This window comes from Streptomyces sp. NPDC055506, assembly GCF_053643595.1.
Map to the genome: position 1 here is coordinate 1 of NZ_JBSHKH010000047.1, position 17,710 is coordinate 17,710.

Consider the following 17,710-nt stretch of genomic DNA (forward strand, 5'->3'; position numbering starts at 1 on the left):
AGCTGCGGGCAATCGTGCCGCTAAGGGCGGCACGGGTGGGCGCAGCGGCACCCCGTTTCGCCGGGTTGCGGGCCCACCCGGCTTCAGCGCCGACGCCGTGCACCCGGAAACCCTCGCTTGACCTCAAGCTAGGTTGAGATTGAAAGGTGGGTGCATGCATTCGGCGAACCGTGACTGGAGTGTTCAATGAGCCGTCGGACCGAGCAGCACCCCGATCTCACCGACCCGCGTATCGGTGCCCCACTTTTCAGTACCTGGCGCGTGGGGACGCCCGAGCGGCAGGAGCGGACTGTGGAGGCGATCGGGAGTACGTGGGAGCGCCGGCCCTGGCCCGCTGATGGGCTGCTCGGGTATCACGTGTACGCCGGGCGTGACGGGTCCACGCTGATGCACCACTCGCAGTGGAGCGGTGAGCAGGCCTTCGAGGCGTTTGTGAAGACCCATCGGCAGGAGCGGGTCGACGAGATCGACACCGCCGTGCCGGGGATCGAGCGCGTGGGGCTCGGGCGGTACCGGCGGTATCGCAGCCGGGAGCGGGCCGCCGGGGACGTGCGGGTGCCGGGGGTGATCGTCACCGAGCGGATCGACTTCGAGGAGGGGGCCGGGGCGCGGCGGGAGGATTGGGCCGACCTGGTGGTGAAGGGTGTGGGGGACGATCCGGGGCACGCGGGGCTGATCTCCGCTCACTTCCATCTGAGTACCGATGGTGAGCATGTGCTGAGTTACGCCGAGTGGGAGAGTGACCAGGCCTATGACGATGCCTTGGCCGGGTCAGGGAGTGATGGCGGGAGCCGGTATCGGCATGCTCTGGGGCTTGTGCCCGGGTGAGGGGGAGGTGGGCCGGCTGAAGAGGTTGTTCAGCCGGCCCTTGTGGGTTACGGGCGGAAGCGCAGGACCTGGGGGTCGTGGTCGCTGATCTGGTCGTTGAACTCCGCGTTGATGTGCACGCTGTCGTACTCGAAGTCGCAGTCGCGGCGGATCGACGGGCTGATCAGGATCTGGTCGAGGACCTGGCTGTTGCCCTGGTAGACGTACGAGTAACGCTCGTTGCGGGGCAGCGACTTGACCGCCGACCAGAGTTCGCCGCGGCCCTCGAGGAGCTTCGCGGTCTTCGAGAACTCGAAGTCGTTGATGTCGCCCAGCGTGATGACGTCCGCGTTCCTCTGGGTGTCGAGGATGTCCTTGACGAAGCCGTTCACCAGCGTGGCCTGCTGGTGGCGCTGGGTCTCGGAGCTGCGGGACGGCGGCTGGTACTGGGAGGTCAGGCCCTGGTCGCCCCCCTTGGAGTTGAAGTGGTTGGCGATCACGAAGACCGTGCGGCCGCGGAAGGCGAACTCGCCCGCCAGCGGCTTGCGGCTGTTCTTCCAGGCTTCGTCGGCGGGGGCGATACGGCCGGGGCTGAGCGTGAGCCGCGCCTTGCCGCGGACCTTCGTCACATCGGTGGCCGTCGTGGCGTCGCCGCCCGCGCGGTCCGTGAAGGAGACCCTCTCCGGGTTGAAGAGGAAGACCTGGCGGATGTTGCCGCCGGGCTCGCCGCCGTCGGTGTTGTTCGCCGGGTCGATCGAGCGCCAGTCGTACTTCGGGCCGCCGGCCGCGACGATCGCGTCGATCAGCTTGGTCAGGGTCTGGTCGGCGGCGACCGTGCCGTCGTTCGTCGCGCCGTTGTTGTCCTGGATCTCCTCCAGGGACACGATGTCCGGCGCCTTCAGGTTGTTCACGATCGCGGAGGCGTGCTCGGCGAAAGTGCCGTCGGACGGGTCGAGGTTCTCGACGTTGTACGTCGCGACCGACAGTTCGCCGCTGCGCTGCTTGCGGGTTGTCTCGCGCTTCAGATCGCCGGTCTTGAGCGTGCCTAGTTCGCTCGCGACCAGGGTGTAGCCGCCGAACTGGTTGTAGTCGAGCGGGCCCGCCGTCGTGCCGGTGAGGGTGTCGCCCACGTTCGCCTTCGGGAAGTCGGCCGTCGACCCGAGCGACTGGATCTGGAGGCGGCCGGTGTTCTGGGCGTCGTAGGAGCCGTAGACCGTGCCGCCGTGGCGGTTGCGGTTCTCGTGCGGCTTCACCGTCACCCAGAGTTCGGTGTACGGGTCGGTCGCGCCCACGACGCGGGTGTCGGAGACGCTGACGGTCATGCCCTCCAGCGCCTCGTAGTGGTCCAGCGCGTACTTCGAGGGCTTGAGCGGCAGGGCGTTGATCGAGCCGTTCGCCGTGGTGTCGCCGGTCGGTGCGTAGGTGGCGGGGACCGACCTGGCGTCGATCCTGGTCGTGGCGGGGAGCTTGTTGCCGCTGGAGAGGACCGTGAACGTGGGCTTGGTGATCTCCGTCAGCGACTGGTTGCCGGAGGCGGTGCCGCCGGGGACGTACTCCGAGACCGTGCCGCTGACCGTGACGGAGTCACCGACGGCGACCCCCTTCGGCGTCGAGCTGGTGAAGACGAAGACGCCCTCACTGGTCGCCGGGTCGGCGTCCGGGCTCGGGTCCTGGATCCAGAAGCCGCGGGAGGAACCGTACGTCCGGATGCCGGTGACGATTCCGGCCACGTCCGTGACCTGCTTCCCGGCGTACGGGGAGGTCCGGGTGCTGCCCTGGACGTCGTGGACGCGGACCGAGTCCGCGTGCGCGGGGGTGGTGAGGACGATCGTGGATGCCGCGGAGCACACGGCGGCGACGGTGAGCGCGGCGAGACGCGCGGACGACTTGCTCGGCAACGGGATTCCCTCCGGGGACATGACAGGTGCCGGGACGAGAGTGGTGCGTGGACTAGCTGCCGCTACCTGTGGGGCGGGCGGTGTGACGCGCGTAGCGGGCGGTGGACGGGGGCGGGGTGGGGCCGGCCCGGTGAACAACTGTCCGCCGACTTCTACGCGCGTCAATCTCCAGCCTGGTCACGTCACTTGTCAAGGTTTCGGCCATGTACGGCGGCTGACGGGGAGATGAAGTGGGCGGCATGGGTGGAAATCCGTCTAGGCTGAGCGGCTGAGTCGTATGAGGCGCCCTAGGAGAATCAGCCGATGTCAGACAGCTCCCCCCTGCCGCCGGTGCGGCTGCACTCCGAAGCGGAGCTGGCACGTGCCGCACTGTCCACGCCGTTGCTGTCCCGGGCCGCCCGGCTCGCCCGCTGGGCCGGGCCGGACACCCGCGTCGACGCCGGGGGAGGGCTCGTCGACGAGCAGCTGCCCGTGGCGGCCGAGACGCTGGGGCTGAGCGGGGACGATGCCGCCGCCGACGCCAGTGAGGCGTGGCGGGTGGCCTTGGACGCCGGGCTCGTCGAGGTCGTCGACGAGGAGGAGGGCACCGTCCGGGCGGGCGCGGACCTCGCCCTGCTCACCGGTGGCTCGCCGCAGGACGTGCTCGCCCTGTGGCTCGCGGCCCTGGAGACGGTGCTCGCCGACGCGAGCGTGCCCGACCTGGAGGGGATCGCGGATCTCGCGGAGGAGGGCGGCGAGATCGATCTCTCCGCCCTCGACTGGGACCCGGAGGCCGAGGCCGAGTTCCTCGACGGTGTGCTCGGCAACCTCTATCTGCTGACCGTCGGCGAGGACACGCCCGGCGAGGCGCCGGTGCCGCTGCCCGCGCTGGCCGCGTCGGTGATCGTGCCCAGCGACATGGGCGAGCCCACCAACGACGTCCTGGAGCAGGTGTCCGACGCGATGATGCGGCTGGACGACCAGTTCCGGATGCTGGAGCCGGTGGGGTTCGTGGAGTACCAGCCGGTGGACGAGGCGCTCATGGCCGATGCCGACGAGGAGCCCGCGGCGCCCGTCGACGACACCGACGTCTCCCGGTACGGCATGGTCCGGCTCACCCCGCTCGGGCTGTACGGGATGCGTGCCCGGCTGCTGGAGGCCGGGTTCGAGGCACCGGCGGTCGGGGACCTCGCGGACAAGGGGGCCGACGCGCTGCTCGACGGCACGGCGGCGTTCCCGCCCGCCGCGGCGCAGGCCGAGACCGAGCGGTGGCTCGCCCGCCGTGACGCCCTCGCCTCCGCGCGGGAGCTGCTGGCGGCGGCCCGTGGCGCGGACGCCGGTGCGCCGCTGCGGCGGCTGCGGTGTCAGCAGGCCTTGTCCCTGGTGGGCGTCTCGGCCGAGCCTGCGCTGCGGGAGGTGCTCGACGATGCCGAGCTGGGCGGGCTCGCGCGGGTGTGGCTGACCGAGCACGGGGCGGCGGATGTGCCCGCGCCGTCCGAGGCGATGGTCTACTGGCTGACCATCGACACGGTGGCCGCGCAGCTTGCCGCCGAAGGGAACTCCGAGGAGTTGCGGGCGCTGGTTCAGGGGCTCGCCCAGCAGCACAGCGGGTTCTTCGCGGCCGTGTGGCGGGTGGATCATCCTGCTGTGGCCGATGTGCTGGAAGCGATGGGGCGGTTGCATCCGGACAAGAAGGTTGCCAAGGAAGCGCGGAAGGCGGCGTTCAAGGCGCGGTCCCAACAGGGTGGTTGACCTTGCTTTGCGGGTGCGGCGCCGTCTTGGCTTATCGCGCCCACGCGGCGGAGCCGCATAACAGAACAGCCCCGCGCCCCTGGGGCGTTGTTCAACCGGCGTTCATGGATGAACGGCACGGTGACGGCGAACGAGGTCCGCCACCCTCCACGGCATACTCACCGTCACAGGAGACACCATGTCGCTCACCCGCAGGGACTTCGCCAGAACCTCCGCGATCACCGGTGCCGGTGTCGCGCTGGCGGGCAGTGTCGGCGCCCTCGCCACCGCACCGAACGCCCTCGCGTCCTACGACACCGACACCGACAGCGCGGGGGACGCGTCCGCGGACTCCTTGCACGGTGTCGGCTACGGCCCGCTGGTCGCGGACCCCAAGGGCATCCTCGCCCTGCCCGCCGGCTTCAAGTACCGGATCCTCACCTACAGCGGCAGGACGAAGCTGGAGTCCGGTGAGTTCACGCCGTCCAACCACGACGGCACGGCCACCTTCGACGGCCCCCGCGGTACGACCCTGCTCGTCAACAACCACGAGCTGAAGGGCCCGCGCGCCAAATGGGAGCACCCGGTGCCGCTCACCGAGGGCCTCGTCTACGACCCGGCCGCCGCCGGTGGCTGCACCGTCGTCGAGGTGCGCCCCGACGGACGGGTCGCCGAGTGGGTCGGCATCGCCGGCACCTCCACCAACTGCGCCGGCGGCAGTACTCCATGGGGCACCTGGCTCACCTGCGAGGAGAACTCCGACAAGGCCGGCGTCAACGGCATGACCAAGGACCACGGTTATGTGTTCGAGGTCGATCCGAGCGACCGGCGGGCCAACCGCGGCCCCAAGCCCCTGAAGTTCTTCGGCCGCTACGACCACGAGGCCGTCGTCATCGACCCCAGGCGCGGCCACGCCTACCTCACCGAGGACGCCTCCGGCCCCAATGGCCTCTTCTTCCGCTGGACCCCGCCCAAGGGCTTCGAGTACGGCCCCGGGAAGTTCCGCAAGCTCGCCGACGACGCCGGTGTCCTCCAGGCGCCCAGGTGCTTCGACTCCGGCGGCAAGTTCGTCGACGACCTGTCCCGCGCCACGAAGATCGGCACCGTGTACGGCGTCGACTGGCTGGACGTGCCGGACCGCGACGCCCGCACCACCCCCGTGCGCAAGCAGTTCAAGGACGACCAGGTCACCCGCGCCCGCAAGCTGGAGGGCATGTGGTGGGGCGACGGCGGTGCCTACATCGTCTCCTCGTACGCCCGTGAGGAGAGCCCCGTCCAGCACGACGGCCAGGTCTGGTTCTACGACCCCAAGCGCCGGACGCTGACGCTGAAGGTCCTCCTCGGTGTGAACCCCGACCCCTCCAAGGACGGTGCCTTCGACGGCCCGGACAACATCACCGTCTCCCCGTACGGCGGCATCGTCCTCGCCGAGGACGGCGAGGGCGTCTCGCACCTCTTCGGCGCAACCGAGAGCGGCCGTACGTACCCGATCGCCCGCAACGACCTGAACGTCGGCACCGAAGAGGAGCCGGAGTACAGCGAGTTCGCCGGCGTCACCTTCTCGCCCGACGGCAAGACCCTTTACGCCAACATCCAGGACCCGGGCATTCTGCTCGCCATCACCGGCCCCTGGAAGCGCCAGAAGCGGTAGTTAATTCGGTCGCAAGGCCCGCGCTGCGCCTCCTACAGTGAGATCACAACGTCACGCACCTCCCGGTGCGATGGCAGCGGCTACTTCTCTCTCAAAGAATCCGACGCCGCCGCCGACTTGATCTCGGGAGGCGCAGCATGTGGTGGGTGCCCGGTGCGCAGGCAACGGTTACTTCCTGGGATCGGAGGGTTGCGGGTTCGAGTCCCGTCAGCGACTTCGGGTCGCTGTAGCTCAATGGGTAGAGCATCTGAATTAGTCCGTCGCCGACTTCTGTTCTCGGGCGCCCACCTCTTTTTTCGCATGCAGCGTCTCCCCCCGGAAATTGGTAAGCAAGTGAATTCGGGGGAATTCATCATGGCGCGATTCAACAGCAAGGCGGCGCGGGCGCGTCCGGTCTCGCGTGTGACGTCCACGGGGCGTGTACTGCGCACCTACGAGGGCGGCCGTGGCCGGGAGCGGGATGCCCGCTCCGAGCTCTTTCTGCTCGCCGTCTCGAACTTCGTCTCCCAGCAGACCTTCTACGAGACCGGCGCCGACCGCGACGACCGCTTCACCAAGCTTGTGCGTGAACTCGCCGTCACCGACCCGGCATGGACGGCCGGCCTGCTCGGCTGGCTGCGCGGCGAGGGCAACCTGCGTACGGCCTCGGTCGTCGGCGCCGCCGAGTACGTCAAGGCCCGGCTGGACGCGGGCGCGACCGACGGCCCGTCCAACCGGCAGGTCGTCGCCTCGGTGCTCCAGCGGCCGGACGAGCCGGGCGAACTGCTCGCGTACTGGACCGCGATGTACGGGCGGAACGTGCCGAAGCCGGTCAAGCGTGGTGTCGCCGATGCCGTGCGCCGCCTGTACCACGGCAAGGCGCTGCTGAAGTACGACACCGCCTCCAAGGGCTACCGCTTCGGCGACATCCTCAACCTCGTGCACGCGGCCCCGGATCCGGACAAGCCGTGGCAGGGCGAGCTGTTCCGCTACGCCCTCGACCGGCGGCACAACCCCGACACCGCGGTACCGCCCGCGGCGGACCGTGTCCTCGGCGCGCACCGCGAGCTGATGGCGCTGCCGGTCGAGGAGCGGCGGGCGGTCGTGACCGCCGAGGGCGGTGCCGAGCGGCTGGCCGCGGCCGGAATGACGTGGGAGACGCTGGCGGGCTGGCTCCAGGGGCCGATGGACAAGGCGGCCTGGGAGGCCGTGATTCCGTCCATGGGCACCATGGCGCTCGTGCGCAACCTGCGGAACTTCGACGAGGCCGGGGTGTCCGACGAGGTCGCCGAGCGGGTCGCCGCGCGGATCAGCGACCCGGCGGAGGTCGCGCGCTCGCGGCAGTTCCCCTTCCGGTACCTCGCCGCGTACCAGCACGCCCCGTCGCTGCGCTGGTCGTACGCGCTGGAGCGGGCCCTCGGCCACTCGCTGGCCAACGTGCCCGCGCTGCCCGGCCGGACGCTGGTGCTCGTGGACCGTTCGGGCTCGATGTTCTGGTCCCGGCTGTCCGACCGCTCTGAGCTCACCCGCGCCGACGCGGCGGCGGTCTTCGGTACGGCGCTCGCGCTGCGGGCGCAGCGCGCGGACCTGGTCGAGTTCGGCTCGACGAGTGACCGCGTGCGGTTCCGCACGGGCGAGTCGGTGCTGAAGATCCTGGACCGCTTCGGCGACCTGGGCGGCACCGACACGACGGAGGCGGTGCGCCGGCACTACCGGAAGCACGACCGGGTGCTGATCGTCACCGACGAGCAGTACACGCACCACCGCATGGGTGACCCGACCGAGCAGATCCCGGCCGATGTGCCGGTCTACACCTGGAACCTCGCCGGATACCGGGCGGGCCACGGCCCGTCGGGGAAGGGCAACCGGCACACGTTCGGGGGGCTCTCGGACGCGGGCTTCCGGATGGTTCCGCTGATCGAGGCCTCCCGGGACGCCCACTGGCCCTGGGCGGCCTGAGAGAACGTGGCCCGCACCGCGTGGGGAGTGCGGGCCACGGTCTCGTCCGGGGTGCGGTCTTGTCCCTGCCTCTTGTTCGCGATGGTGACTGACATCTAACATTTCAGTTCATGGAGGCCATCCGGCCCGTGCCCCGGACCCTGCTCAGGGACCGGGCGTACGAGGCGATCCGGGACGCCATCGTGGCCGGGGAGATCGAGCCCGGTGCGGTGGTGCGGGACGCCGAGCTCGCGGAGCGGCTCGGGCTGTCCCGGGCGCCGGTGCGGGAGGCGTTCTCCCGGCTGGCGGACGAGGGGCTGCTGGAGAGCAAGCCGCAGAGCTACACACGGGTGACACCGCTCGTGGCCTCCGACGTGCGGGACGCCGCCGCCGTGGTCGGCGCCATGCACGAGCTGGTGACGCGGGTCGCCGTGCCCCGGCTGAAGGCCGCTGACATCGAGACGATGCGCGCCGCCAACGAGCGGTTCGCCGCCGCCGTCGGCGCCGGAGACGTGGACGCGGCCCTGCGTGCCGACGACGCACTGCACGAGGTCCTCGTCCGGGTGAGCGGCAATCGCGCGGCCGCCGCGACCGTCGCCCGCTACACCCCGCTCATCCGACGCCTGGAGCGACGGCGCTTCGGCCAGGGCGGCAGCTGCCGTTCGGCCGGACTGCACGAGCGGCTGATCGAGGCCTGTGCGGCCGGTGACGTGGCCGAGGCGGTCCGCGTCACGGCGGAGATCTGGCGGGGCCTGGAAGAACTGGCCGACTGAGACCGACCCCCGAACCCGGGAGGACCCATGCCCCTTTCCTCGTACGAGCGGTACCCCCTGCTCTTCGGGCCCTCGCCCGTGCACCGCCTGGAGCGGCTGACCGAGCACCTCGGCGGCGCCTCCCTCTGGGCCAAGCGCGAGGACTGCAACTCCGGTGTCGCGTACGGCGGGAACAAGACCCGCAAGCTGGAGTACCTGGTCGCCGACGCGCTCGCCCAGGGCTGTGACACGCTCGTGTCGATCGGCGGGGTGCAGTCCAACCACACCCGCCAGGTCGCGGCCGTCGCCTCCCGGGCCGGGCTCAAGTGCGTGCTCGTCCAGGAGAGCTGGGTGGACTGGCCCGACGCCGTGTACGACAAGGTCGGCAACATCCTGATCAGCCGGCTGGCCGGGGCCGATGTGCGGCTGGTGAAGGCCGGGTTCGGGATCGGGTTCAAGGAGAGCTGGGAGCAGGCGCTCAGGGAGGTCGAGGAGGGCGGCGGGAAGCCGTACGCCATCCCGGCCGGTGCCTCCGATCATCCGCTGGGCGGCCTCGGCTTCGCCGCCTGGGCGCATGAAGTGGTGGGGCAGGAGCGGGAGCTGGGCGTCTTCTTCGACACCGTGGTCGTGTGCTCGGTGACCGGGTCGACGCAGGCCGGCATGGTCGCGGGGTTCGCCGCGCTGGAGGAGGCGGGCGGGCGGCCCCGGCGCGTGCTCGGCATCGACGCCTCGGCCAAGCCGGCCGTGACCCGTACGCAGATCGCCCGGATCGCCCACAACACCGGGCGGCTCATCGGTCTCGAGCGCGAGCTGACCGAGTCCGACGTCGAACTCGACGAGCGGTACCACGCGGGCATCTACGGCGTCCCAGACGAGACCACCCTGGCGGCGATGCGGCTCGCCGCCCGCACGGAGGGCATGGTCACCGACCCCGTCTACGAGGGGAAGTCCATGGCCGGGATGATCGACCTGGTCTCCAACGGCGAGATCGGCCGCGACTCCACCGTCCTCTACGCCCACCTCGGCGGGCAGCCGGCGCTGAACGCGTACAGCGCGCTGTTCTGAGGGGCCCTTTTGGCGCCGTGGTCGGCGCCGGGTGGCGGTCGCCGTTCGCGGCGGAGCGTCCTCCGGCCGGGGCCTTCCGGCCGCCGCCCGCGCGGGCACGGCCGCCGTGGCGGCGAGGCCCGCCGCCGAGGCCGCCGAGGTGAGCGGCCCCCGGCCGGGCTCGGAGGGCCGACTCGGGCTCAGAAGGCCGGCCGGACTCATGGGCCCGGCCGGGCAGTGCGACCCGACTGGTGATCCGGCCCGGCGGCCTGGCTGCGCCTGTCTCGGCCGGGCGATCCGGCGTGGCTCGGCGCTGTTCGGCCATTCGACCTGGCCCGGCAGCCCCCGGCCCAGCATGGCCGGGCAGCTCGCCCTGCTCGGAGTCCGGCCTGACGCGATCCGGTCCGGCCGGGCCATCCGATCCGGCCGGGCCATCCGGTCCGGCTTGCCCTGCGATCCGGCTGCGCCTACATCCGGTCAGGCCTGGTCGTCCCTGTGCCCGATGGCCTGCCCGGCCCGCGGCGGCCCGGCCCAGCTCCCCCTGGCTGGGCAGTCCAATCCGAACGCGCGGCCTTCACGAGGTCGGTGGACGACTCCGTCGCCGTCACGGCGAAGCCGGCCGCCGCCCGAGCTGAGGTCGTCGCCGAGCCGACCCGCACCCCCTCGAACTCCCTGAACTCCCGGCTGGAGGCCCCCCGGCGCCCCGCGGCTGACGCTGTTCACCGGGCTCGGCGACCGAGTGGCCCGCCCGCTGCCCCTGCCGGGCGGTGTCCGGCGCCGGATACAGTGCCCATCGTGTGGACCGACAGACAACGGGTGGAGCCGGGTGACGAGCGGCCCGGCGGTGCCCGGCGCCGGGCCACGATCCATGACGTCGCACGCCTGGCCGGGGTGTCACGCCAGACGGTCTCACGGGCGGTCAACGACAAGGGCGAGATCGACCCGGGCACCAAGGAACGGGTGCTGGAGGCGGCGCGGCTACTGGACTACCGGCCCAGCCGGTTCGCGCGCGGTCTCGTCCAGAAGGGCGCGGTGACGGCGGGCCTGGTCATCCCGGACCTGCGCAACCCGTTCTTCCCCGAGGTGGCCGCCGGAGTACTGGAGGCGGCCGAGCAGCGCGGTTGGCAGGTCGTCGTCTGGGACTCCCGGATCGACGAGGCCAGGGAGCGGCAGGCGCTCGACGTGCTCTCCCACCAGACGGACGCGGTCGTGGGCTACTTCAAGGATTCGGACGAGGTGCTCACCCGGCACCTCGGGGGCGTGCCGCTGGTGCTCCTGGAGCGCGGCCCGCAGCAGACCCGGTTCGCGGCCGTCGGCATCGACGCCTCCGCCGGTGTCGAGCAGGGCATCGCCCACCTGGTCGGGGCCGGGCATCGCAGGATCGGCATGCTGGACGGCGAGCGTGCATCCGGTGCCCGCAAGCAGGCCTTCCTCGAGCAGGTCCGGCGGCACGGTCTGCCCGTCGACGACAGCTGGATCGTGCTGTGCCCCGAGCACAGTGTGACGGGGGGCGAGTCCGGCATGGAGCGGCTGCTGGACGCCCGGCCGGAGATCACCGCGGTCTTCGGCTTCAACGACCTGATAGCGGTCGGGGCGATGCGTACCGCCCGGCGCCGTGGCCGCGTGGTTCCGGACGACCTGGCCGTGCTGGGCTTCGACGGTCTCTCCCTGGGCGAGCTGGTGGACCCCGCCCTGACCACCCTGCACATCGACAAGCGGCGGCTGGGACGGCTGGCGGTCGAGCAGATGGCCCGGCTGTGCGCCGGTCAGGAGCCGCTGCGCGGCGCCGACGCGTGGGTGACTCCCGAACTGGTCGTACGCGAGTCCGCCTGACGTCTCCCTGACTTCCCGGGCCGTCGTGCCCGTCGGCAGATCTGCCGCGCAGCTCCCTTGACACCGGTTTTCGGGCGCCCCGATACTCAACGGCAACGCTCACGTGAACGTTCACGACCCCCCAGAAACCCCCATAGCGAGACCGTCGGCCCGACCACCACGCGCCCGCCGACATCGTTGTCTTCGCTTCCTCATCCCAGAAGCGCGGAAGCGTCCCCCCATCCCCGTGCGAACGGGCCCGCGGCAGCGCTGTCCTCCGGCCGTGGTACGCCCGGAAAGCGAGTGCGCGCCCATGGAACACCGAACGATGTCCCGCAGACGCTTTCTGGGGGCCTCCCTGGGCGGCGCGGGAGCGGGCCTGCTCGGACTGGCCGGATGCGGGACCGAGGCGGGATCGGCCTCCGCCGGCACGGACCACCTCAGCCTCTGGTACTGGAAGGGCTCGCTCAGCGACAAACTGCTCGCCACCGCCAGGCGCGGCGTCCCCGGCGTGCCCGGGCTGCGGGTGAAGGGCTCTCAGATCCCGGACGGCGACATCGACTCCAAGGTGCGCACCAGCCTCGCCGCCCGCGCCTACGTCCCGGACCTGACGGTCGTCAACAACGACAACCTCGCCACGTTCTTCCCCGACGAGAACGAGTTCCTCGACCTGCGCACACTCGGCGCGGAGTCCGTCCGCGACCAGTACCTCGACTGGAAGTGGAAGGCCTGCTTCACCCCCACGGGCAGGATGATCGGCTTCCCGCTGGACGCCGGCCCCACCGCGCTCTACTACCGCAGGGACCTCTTCGAGAAGGCCGGACTGCCCCACGAACCGGCGGATGTCGCCGAAGGGGTGCCCACCTGGGAGAAGTTCATCGCCGCCGGACGGACGCTGCGGGCCGAGGGGCCCGGCAAGCCCTACCTGGTGAGCAACATCGGCAACGTCTTCCAGCAGGTCCTGCTCCAGAGCCCCAAGCAGTTCGTGGACGCCGACAACCGCTTCATCGGTGATCAGGAGCACGTCCGCCGCGCCTGGGATCTCTCCGTGGAGATCCTCCGGCAGAAGCTCAGCGCCCGGATCACGGACGGTACGCCCGACTTCAACGCGGCCATGAGCGGCGGCCGGGTCGCCACCATGACCACGGCGGTGTGGGCCATCTATGGCCTGAAGGACACCGCGCCGAAGACCTCCGGGACCTGGCGGCTGACGACGCTGCCCGACGGCCCCTGCAACTACGGCGGTTCCTACGTCACCCTGACCCGCTACTGCCGGGAACCGGAAGCGGCCTTCGCCTTCCTGAAGTGGCTGCTCAGCCCCGCGAACCAGCTCAAGAGTTACCAGGAGATGGCCCTGTTCCCCACCACTCCGGCCGCCTACGCGGACCCGGCGATGCACAAGCCCGACCCCTTCTTCGGCGGTCAGCAGCCCATCGACGTCTTCGGCCCGGCCGCCCAAAAGGCCCCGGTCGTCTACTTCAGCCCCTACGAGGAGACCGCCAACACCCCGTTCTTCCAGGAGCTGACCAATGTGGAGATGCTCGGCAAGAACCCCGACCGGGCGTGGCGGGACGCCGTGAACACGGCCGAGACCACGCTGTCCCGGGTGGGGGTGAGCTGACATGGCGACGGTTCTCGATCCGGCCGGTGTGCCGGCGGCCGACGAGCGGCGGCCTGCCCGCCGTACCAAGTCCACCACCCCGGGCGGACGCAAGCGCCACATCCCGCCCCTGCTCGCCATCTCCCCGTTCTACGTGCTGTTCGCCGTCTTCGGCGCCTTCCCGATCGTCTTCTCCGTCTACCTGTCCTTCCAGGACTGGGACGGCATCGGGGACATGCGCTACGTCGGGCTCCAGCAGTACGGCTGGCTGCTTCAGGACTCGGTGTTCTGGCACTCGGTGCTCAACACCTTCGAGATCTGGTTCCTGTCGACGGTGCCGATGCTGTTCCTGGCCCTGGTGCTGGCGTTCCTGCTGCACTCGCAGGTCCGCTTCACCAGCGTCTACCGGGTCGCGTACTTCATCCCCAACGTGACCTCGATGGTCGCCATGACCGTCGTCTTCGGTTCGGTCTTCGCTCAGGCGGGCCTCGCCAACGCGGTGCTGCGGGCGATCGGCGTGGACGGGATCGGCTGGCTGTCCTCGGAGTGGGGCATCAAGTCGTCCGTCTCCCTGATGATCATCTGGCGGTGGGTCGGCTACAACGCGCTGATCTTCCTGGCGGGCCTCCAGGCCATCCCCACCGAGCACTTCGAGGCCGCCCGCGTCGACGGCGCGAACAGTTGGCAGACCCTCTTCCGGGTCGTACTGCCGCAGCTGCGGCCCGTGGTGCTGTTCGCGGCCGTCACCTCCACCATCAACGGCCTGCAGATCTTCACCGAGTCCCAGGTGCTCTTCCAGTCGACCGACGTCGGAACCACGGGCGGTCCGGGACAGGAAGGGATGACCATCGTGCTCTATCTGTGGCAGAAGGCCTTCAAGGAGCACCAGTTCGGCTACGGCGCCGCGATGGGCTGGGTCCTCTTCGCGATCATCGCGATCTTCACCGTCATCAACTGGCGGCTGGTCGCCGGCTCGGACGACGACCGCCGTCCCGGCCTCGCCGGTCTGCTGCGCCGCAAGGGGGCTCGCCATGGCCGCTGACGACAGGACGACCGGCAGCGCGGGCCTGGCCATCGGCTCCGGCAGCAGGCTCAGCCGTATCGGCGTACGGGCGACCCTGCTGTTCGGTGTGCTGGTCTCGCTCTTCCCCTTCTACTGGCTGGTGGTGCTGGCTTCCGGCACCACGCAGGACATCTTCCGCTACCCGCCCAAGCTGCTGCCGGGGCCGCATCTGCTGGACAACATGGGGCGGGTGCTCGACACCGTCGACTTCTTCGGCTCGCTGTTCAACACCGTCGTCGTCGCCGTGCTCGGCACCGTGCTGGTGCTGTTCTTCGACTCGCTGGCCGCGTTCGCCTTCGCCAAGTACGAGTTCCCGGCGAAGAAGTTCCTCTTCGGCATGCTGCTGGTGACGTACATGATCCCGGCGCAGCTCTCTCTGGTGCCGCAGTTCGTCACCATGGCCGAGTTCGGCTGGGCGGGCTCGCTGAAGGCGCTGATCATCCCCAGCGCGGCGAACGCGTTCGGCATCTTCTGGATGCGCCAGTACGCCCAGAACTCACTGCCGGACGAGCTGCTGGACGCGGGGCGGATCGACGGGGCGGGCTTCTTCCGCCTCTACTGGACGGTCGCCCTGCCACTGTTCCGCCCGGCCCTGGCCTTTCTCGGCATCTTCACCTTCATCGGCCTGTGGAACGACTACATCTGGCCCCTGGTCGTCATGATCGACCCGGACAAGGTCACCCTCCAGGTCGCCCTGGCGAATCTCAACGTCCTGTACAACACCGACTACTCCCTGGTGATGGCCGGCGCCTTGATGAGCGTCATCCCGCTGATCCTGGTGTTCCTGATCGGCGCGCGGCACTTCCTGCGGGACCTGGCGGCGGGGGCCATGAAGCTGTGAAGTGCCGGTTGGTCAGGGCCTGTTGTCGAACCGTCGTCTCGCGGCGATCGTGAAGTGCGACATCAGGTAGTGCCCTGGCGGAACCATCTCGCCGGTGACCCGGCGAGGTGTCGGCGGGGGGCGACGTACGGAGCCGTCCCCCGCCGTGCGGGAAGGAGGGGAAGTGAACGACGGAGTAGCGTGGCTGGCCCGCGAGGACCTCACCTGGCTGGAGTACTGCGTCACCTCAAGGGGCGGACACCGGCGTGACATGCCGGCGTTCTCGGCTCCGGGTCCGATCTAAGGTACGGAGAGGGATCGAGCGGTTCCCCGGTTCTCGTGAGGAGTGGCTGCGTGGCGCAGGTCAGGCCCATGCGGGCGGATGCCCGGCGTAACTACGAGCGGTTGCTGGAGGCGGCCGGGGAGGCCTTCGCCGCGCATGGGGAGAGCGCGTCGCTCGATGACATCGCGAAGCGGGCCGGGGTCGGCTCCGGCACGCTGTACCGGCACTTCCCGACCCGGCACGCGCTGCTGGAGGCCGTGTACCTCGACCGTATCGAGGCGATCGCGGCCCGGGCGGATGCGCTGGCCGCCGAGCTGGCGCCGGGGGAGGCGCTGGTGGAGTGGCTGTACGAACTCGGCGCCGGGCTGATCGAGGTGCGCGGCCTCAAGGCGCTGCTGGGCCCGGCCGTCACGGACGCGGGTTCCCCCGTGGGGACGGCGTGCGGTGACTCGGTGAAGGGCGCGGCGGGGCGGCTGGTCGGGGCGGCGCGGGAGGCGGGTGCGCTGCGGGGGGACGTCGAGCCGGTCGATGTCCTGCGGCTGGTCCATGGTGTCGCCGCGGCGGCGGAGCTGGCGGATGCGGAGTGTGCGTATGTGCGGCGGTATCTGATTTTGTTGGTGGAGGGGTTGCGGCCCAGGGGTGTGTGAGGGGCGGTGCCGGTTGCTGGTCCCGGGTGCCGTAGGGGTGCGGGAGTTTTGCCGGGTGCGGGAAGTTCGTAGCTTGTCGCGCAGTTCCCCGCGCCCCTGAGGGCGCGGGGGAGAAGGTTGCTTACAAGGCCTGGGCTGCCGGCTTGACCATGCCTCTGACCGTGCGGGACTTCACGAAGTCGCCCATCGCCGTCATGTCCCACTCGCCGGAGAACTGGCGGATCAGCTTGGCCATCATCACGCCGGTCTGCGGCTCGGCGCTGGTGAGGTCGAAGCGGACCAGTTCCTCGCCCGTCGTGCCGTCCAGGAGGCGGCAGTAGGCCTTGGCCACCTCTGTGAACTTCTGGCCGGAGAAGGAGTTGACCGTGAAGACCAGGCCGGTGACCTCCTGCGGCAGCCGGCCGAGGTCGACCATGATCACCTCGTCGTCCCCGCCGCCCTCACCCGTGAGGTTGTCGCCGGAGTGCTTGATCGCGCCGCCGACGATCTGGAGCTTGCCGAAGTAGCAGCTGTCGATGTGGTTGCGCTGCGGCCCGTAGGCGATGACCGAGGCGTCGAGGTCGATGTCCTTGCCGCGGTACGCCGGCTCCCAGCCGAGGCCCATCTTGACCTGGGAGAGCAGGGGGCGGCCGCCCTTGACGAGGGAGACCGTCTGGTTCTTCTGGAGGCTGATGCGGCCCTTGTCGAGGTTGATCTTCCCGGTGCCGGGCGCGGGCGGGGGAGGTGTGGCCGGGGCCGGGGGTGCCGCGGGAGTGGAGACGGGCGGGGCGGGCGGGGCCACCGGCGGCTGCATGGGGGCCGGCGGCGGGGTCACCGGCTGGGCCGGGGCGGCCGGTTCCTCCACCGTCACACCGAAGTCCGTGGCGATGCCCGCGAGGCCGTTGGCGTATCCCTGGCCGACCGCGCGGGCCTTCCACTGGCCGTTGCGCAGATAGATCTCCACGATCACCAGGGCCGTCTCGCTGCCGAGCTGCGGAGGTGTGAAGGAGGCCAGGACGGAGCTGTCGTCCGCGTTGCGGATCGTGGCGGTCGGTTCGACGCACTGGAAGGTCTGGCCCGCGGCATCCGGGCTGGCGGTGACGATGATCTTCTCGATGCCGGGGGGTACGGCCGCTGTGTCGACCGTGATCGCGTCGGGCGCGGTGCCGCCGCCGGAGCGGTACGTCACGCCCGGGCCCGACGGCTGGTTGTAGAAGATGAAGTCGTCGTCGGAGCGCACCTTGCCGTCGGCGGTGAGCAGCAGGCCCGATACGTCGAGCCGCACCGGGGCGGCGACGTCCACCGTCACGCGGGCGGCGGACAGGGGAATGTTCGAGCCGGGGGTCATAGCTGTCATGCCGGGTGAACGAGCGAGGCGGTTTTGCCGTTCCCTTACCTTGCCGCCAATCGGGTCAGCGGCGATTGCGGGGATGATCGCGCGCAGTGTGTTCGTTGCCCCGCTTGTAGTTGCCGGTCCAGCGGGCCATGACGAGCTGGGGGTCGGAGGTCTCGACCTCGGTGAGGAACTGGGCGGCCCGGGGGCCGTTCAGGGTGGTGGCGGGGCGGCCGTGGTGGGTGATGCGGACGGTTCCGCCGCTGTGCTGCTCGTAGCTGAATCCTTGGGGTCTTGGCATGCCGCGAGAGTAGGGGGCGGCAGACAGGTGTTCCCAGCGAATTTCTCCCGCACCCATTGATAGGCGTTCCGCTATCAATCCGTCGGGGATCGG

At 70.4% G+C, this 17,710-nt stretch carries 14 protein-coding genes; 11 read left to right on the plus strand and 3 right to left on the minus strand.

Translation table 11 applies throughout. The features are described from left to right. The first annotated feature begins 186 nt into the window (after positions 1-186). On the plus strand, positions 187-828 hold the full coding sequence (locus ACWIF2_RS19425) for an antibiotic biosynthesis monooxygenase (RefSeq protein WP_454361740.1): 642 nt from the start codon (positions 187-189) through the stop codon (positions 826-828). A gap of 47 nt (positions 829-875) precedes the next feature. On the opposite strand, the gene ACWIF2_RS19430 is transcribed toward ACWIF2_RS19425, so the two are convergent. Next, positions 876-2,705 carry an endonuclease/exonuclease/phosphatase family protein gene (locus ACWIF2_RS19430; RefSeq protein WP_454361741.1) on the minus strand — a complete coding sequence of 610 codons (1,830 nt, stop codon included), beginning with the start codon at positions 2,703-2,705 and terminating at the stop codon, positions 876-878. A 303-nt stretch (positions 2,706-3,008) separates the two neighbouring features. Here ACWIF2_RS19430 and ACWIF2_RS19435 point away from each other — a divergent pair, with 303 nt between their 5' ends. From ACWIF2_RS19435 to ACWIF2_RS19480, 10 genes are all read left to right on the plus strand, one after another. Further along, positions 3,009-4,436: a hypothetical protein gene (locus tag ACWIF2_RS19435; RefSeq protein WP_454361742.1), complete on the plus strand. Its 1,428-nt coding sequence runs from the start codon at positions 3,009-3,011 to the stop codon at positions 4,434-4,436. A 178-nt stretch (positions 4,437-4,614) separates the two neighbouring features. Next, the gene (locus ACWIF2_RS19440; protein ID WP_454361743.1) at positions 4,615-6,066 is read left to right on the plus strand and encodes an alkaline phosphatase PhoX; all 1,452 of its coding nucleotides are present in this window, start codon (positions 4,615-4,617) and stop codon (positions 6,064-6,066) included. Between the two features lie 354 nt (positions 6,067-6,420). After that, complete coding sequence (locus tag ACWIF2_RS19445; protein ID WP_454361744.1) at positions 6,421-8,004, plus strand: TROVE domain-containing protein; 1,584 nt, start codon at positions 6,421-6,423, stop codon at positions 8,002-8,004. Positions 8,005-8,114: 110 nt separating this feature from the next. Then, positions 8,115-8,756: a GntR family transcriptional regulator gene (locus tag ACWIF2_RS19450; protein WP_454361745.1), complete on the plus strand. Its 642-nt coding sequence runs from the start codon at positions 8,115-8,117 to the stop codon at positions 8,754-8,756. Between the two features lie 27 nt (positions 8,757-8,783). Then, complete coding sequence (locus ACWIF2_RS19455; protein WP_454361746.1) at positions 8,784-9,800, plus strand: 1-aminocyclopropane-1-carboxylate deaminase; 1,017 nt, start codon at positions 8,784-8,786, stop codon at positions 9,798-9,800. A gap of 774 nt (positions 9,801-10,574) precedes the next feature. After that, positions 10,575-11,612 carry a LacI family DNA-binding transcriptional regulator gene (locus ACWIF2_RS19460; protein ID WP_454361747.1) on the plus strand — a complete coding sequence of 346 codons (1,038 nt, stop codon included), beginning with the start codon at positions 10,575-10,577 and terminating at the stop codon, positions 11,610-11,612. Between the two features lie 307 nt (positions 11,613-11,919). Beyond that, the gene (locus ACWIF2_RS19465; RefSeq protein ID WP_454361748.1) at positions 11,920-13,212 is read left to right on the plus strand and encodes an ABC transporter substrate-binding protein; all 1,293 of its coding nucleotides are present in this window, start codon (positions 11,920-11,922) and stop codon (positions 13,210-13,212) included. Position 13,213: 1 nt separating this feature from the next. After that, on the plus strand, positions 13,214-14,233 hold the full coding sequence (locus ACWIF2_RS19470; RefSeq protein ID WP_454361749.1) for a carbohydrate ABC transporter permease: 1,020 nt from the start codon (positions 13,214-13,216) through the stop codon (positions 14,231-14,233). Next, positions 14,223-15,095 carry a carbohydrate ABC transporter permease gene (locus ACWIF2_RS19475; protein ID WP_454361750.1) on the plus strand — a complete coding sequence of 291 codons (873 nt, stop codon included), beginning with the start codon at positions 14,223-14,225 and terminating at the stop codon, positions 15,093-15,095. Before ACWIF2_RS19470 ends, ACWIF2_RS19475 begins: the two co-directional genes overlap by 11 nt. A 333-nt stretch (positions 15,096-15,428) precedes the next feature. Next, positions 15,429-16,004: a TetR/AcrR family transcriptional regulator gene (locus ACWIF2_RS19480; RefSeq protein ID WP_454361751.1), complete on the plus strand. Its 576-nt coding sequence runs from the start codon at positions 15,429-15,431 to the stop codon at positions 16,002-16,004. A gap of 121 nt (positions 16,005-16,125) precedes the next feature. On the opposite strand, the gene ACWIF2_RS19485 is transcribed toward ACWIF2_RS19480, so the two are convergent. Further along, on the minus strand, positions 16,126-17,331 hold the full coding sequence (locus ACWIF2_RS19485; protein WP_454361798.1) for a TerD family protein: 1,206 nt from the start codon (positions 17,329-17,331) through the stop codon (positions 16,126-16,128). Between the two features lie 64 nt (positions 17,332-17,395). Next, positions 17,396-17,617 carry a hypothetical protein gene (locus ACWIF2_RS19490; RefSeq protein ID WP_454361752.1) on the minus strand — a complete coding sequence of 74 codons (222 nt, stop codon included), beginning with the start codon at positions 17,615-17,617 and terminating at the stop codon, positions 17,396-17,398. Positions 17,618-17,710: the final 93 nt, after the last annotated feature.

Excerpts from the sequence above, each read along its gene's own strand:
- ACWIF2_RS19425 (WP_454361740.1), top strand. The coding sequence starts at position 187 with ATGAGCCGTCGGACCGAGCAGCACCCCGATCTCACCGACCCGCGTATC.
- ACWIF2_RS19435 (WP_454361742.1), top strand. The coding sequence starts at position 3,009 with ATGTCAGACAGCTCCCCCCTGCCGCCGGTGCGGCTGCACTCCGAAGCG.
- ACWIF2_RS19440 (WP_454361743.1), top strand. The coding sequence starts at position 4,615 with ATGTCGCTCACCCGCAGGGACTTCGCCAGAACCTCCGCGATCACCGGT.
- ACWIF2_RS19445 (WP_454361744.1), top strand. The coding sequence starts at position 6,421 with ATGGCGCGATTCAACAGCAAGGCGGCGCGGGCGCGTCCGGTCTCGCGT.
- ACWIF2_RS19450 (WP_454361745.1), top strand. The coding sequence starts at position 8,115 with ATGGAGGCCATCCGGCCCGTGCCCCGGACCCTGCTCAGGGACCGGGCG.
- ACWIF2_RS19455 (WP_454361746.1), top strand. The coding sequence starts at position 8,784 with ATGCCCCTTTCCTCGTACGAGCGGTACCCCCTGCTCTTCGGGCCCTCG.
- ACWIF2_RS19465 (WP_454361748.1), top strand. The coding sequence starts at position 11,920 with ATGTCCCGCAGACGCTTTCTGGGGGCCTCCCTGGGCGGCGCGGGAGCG.
- ACWIF2_RS19470 (WP_454361749.1), top strand. The coding sequence starts at position 13,214 with ATGGCGACGGTTCTCGATCCGGCCGGTGTGCCGGCGGCCGACGAGCGG.
- ACWIF2_RS19475 (WP_454361750.1), top strand. The coding sequence starts at position 14,223 with ATGGCCGCTGACGACAGGACGACCGGCAGCGCGGGCCTGGCCATCGGC.
- ACWIF2_RS19485 (WP_454361798.1), bottom strand. The coding sequence starts at position 17,331 with ATGACCCCCGGCTCGAACATTCCCCTGTCCGCCGCCCGCGTGACGGTG.
- ACWIF2_RS19490 (WP_454361752.1), bottom strand. The coding sequence starts at position 17,617 with ATGCCAAGACCCCAAGGATTCAGCTACGAGCAGCACAGCGGCGGAACC.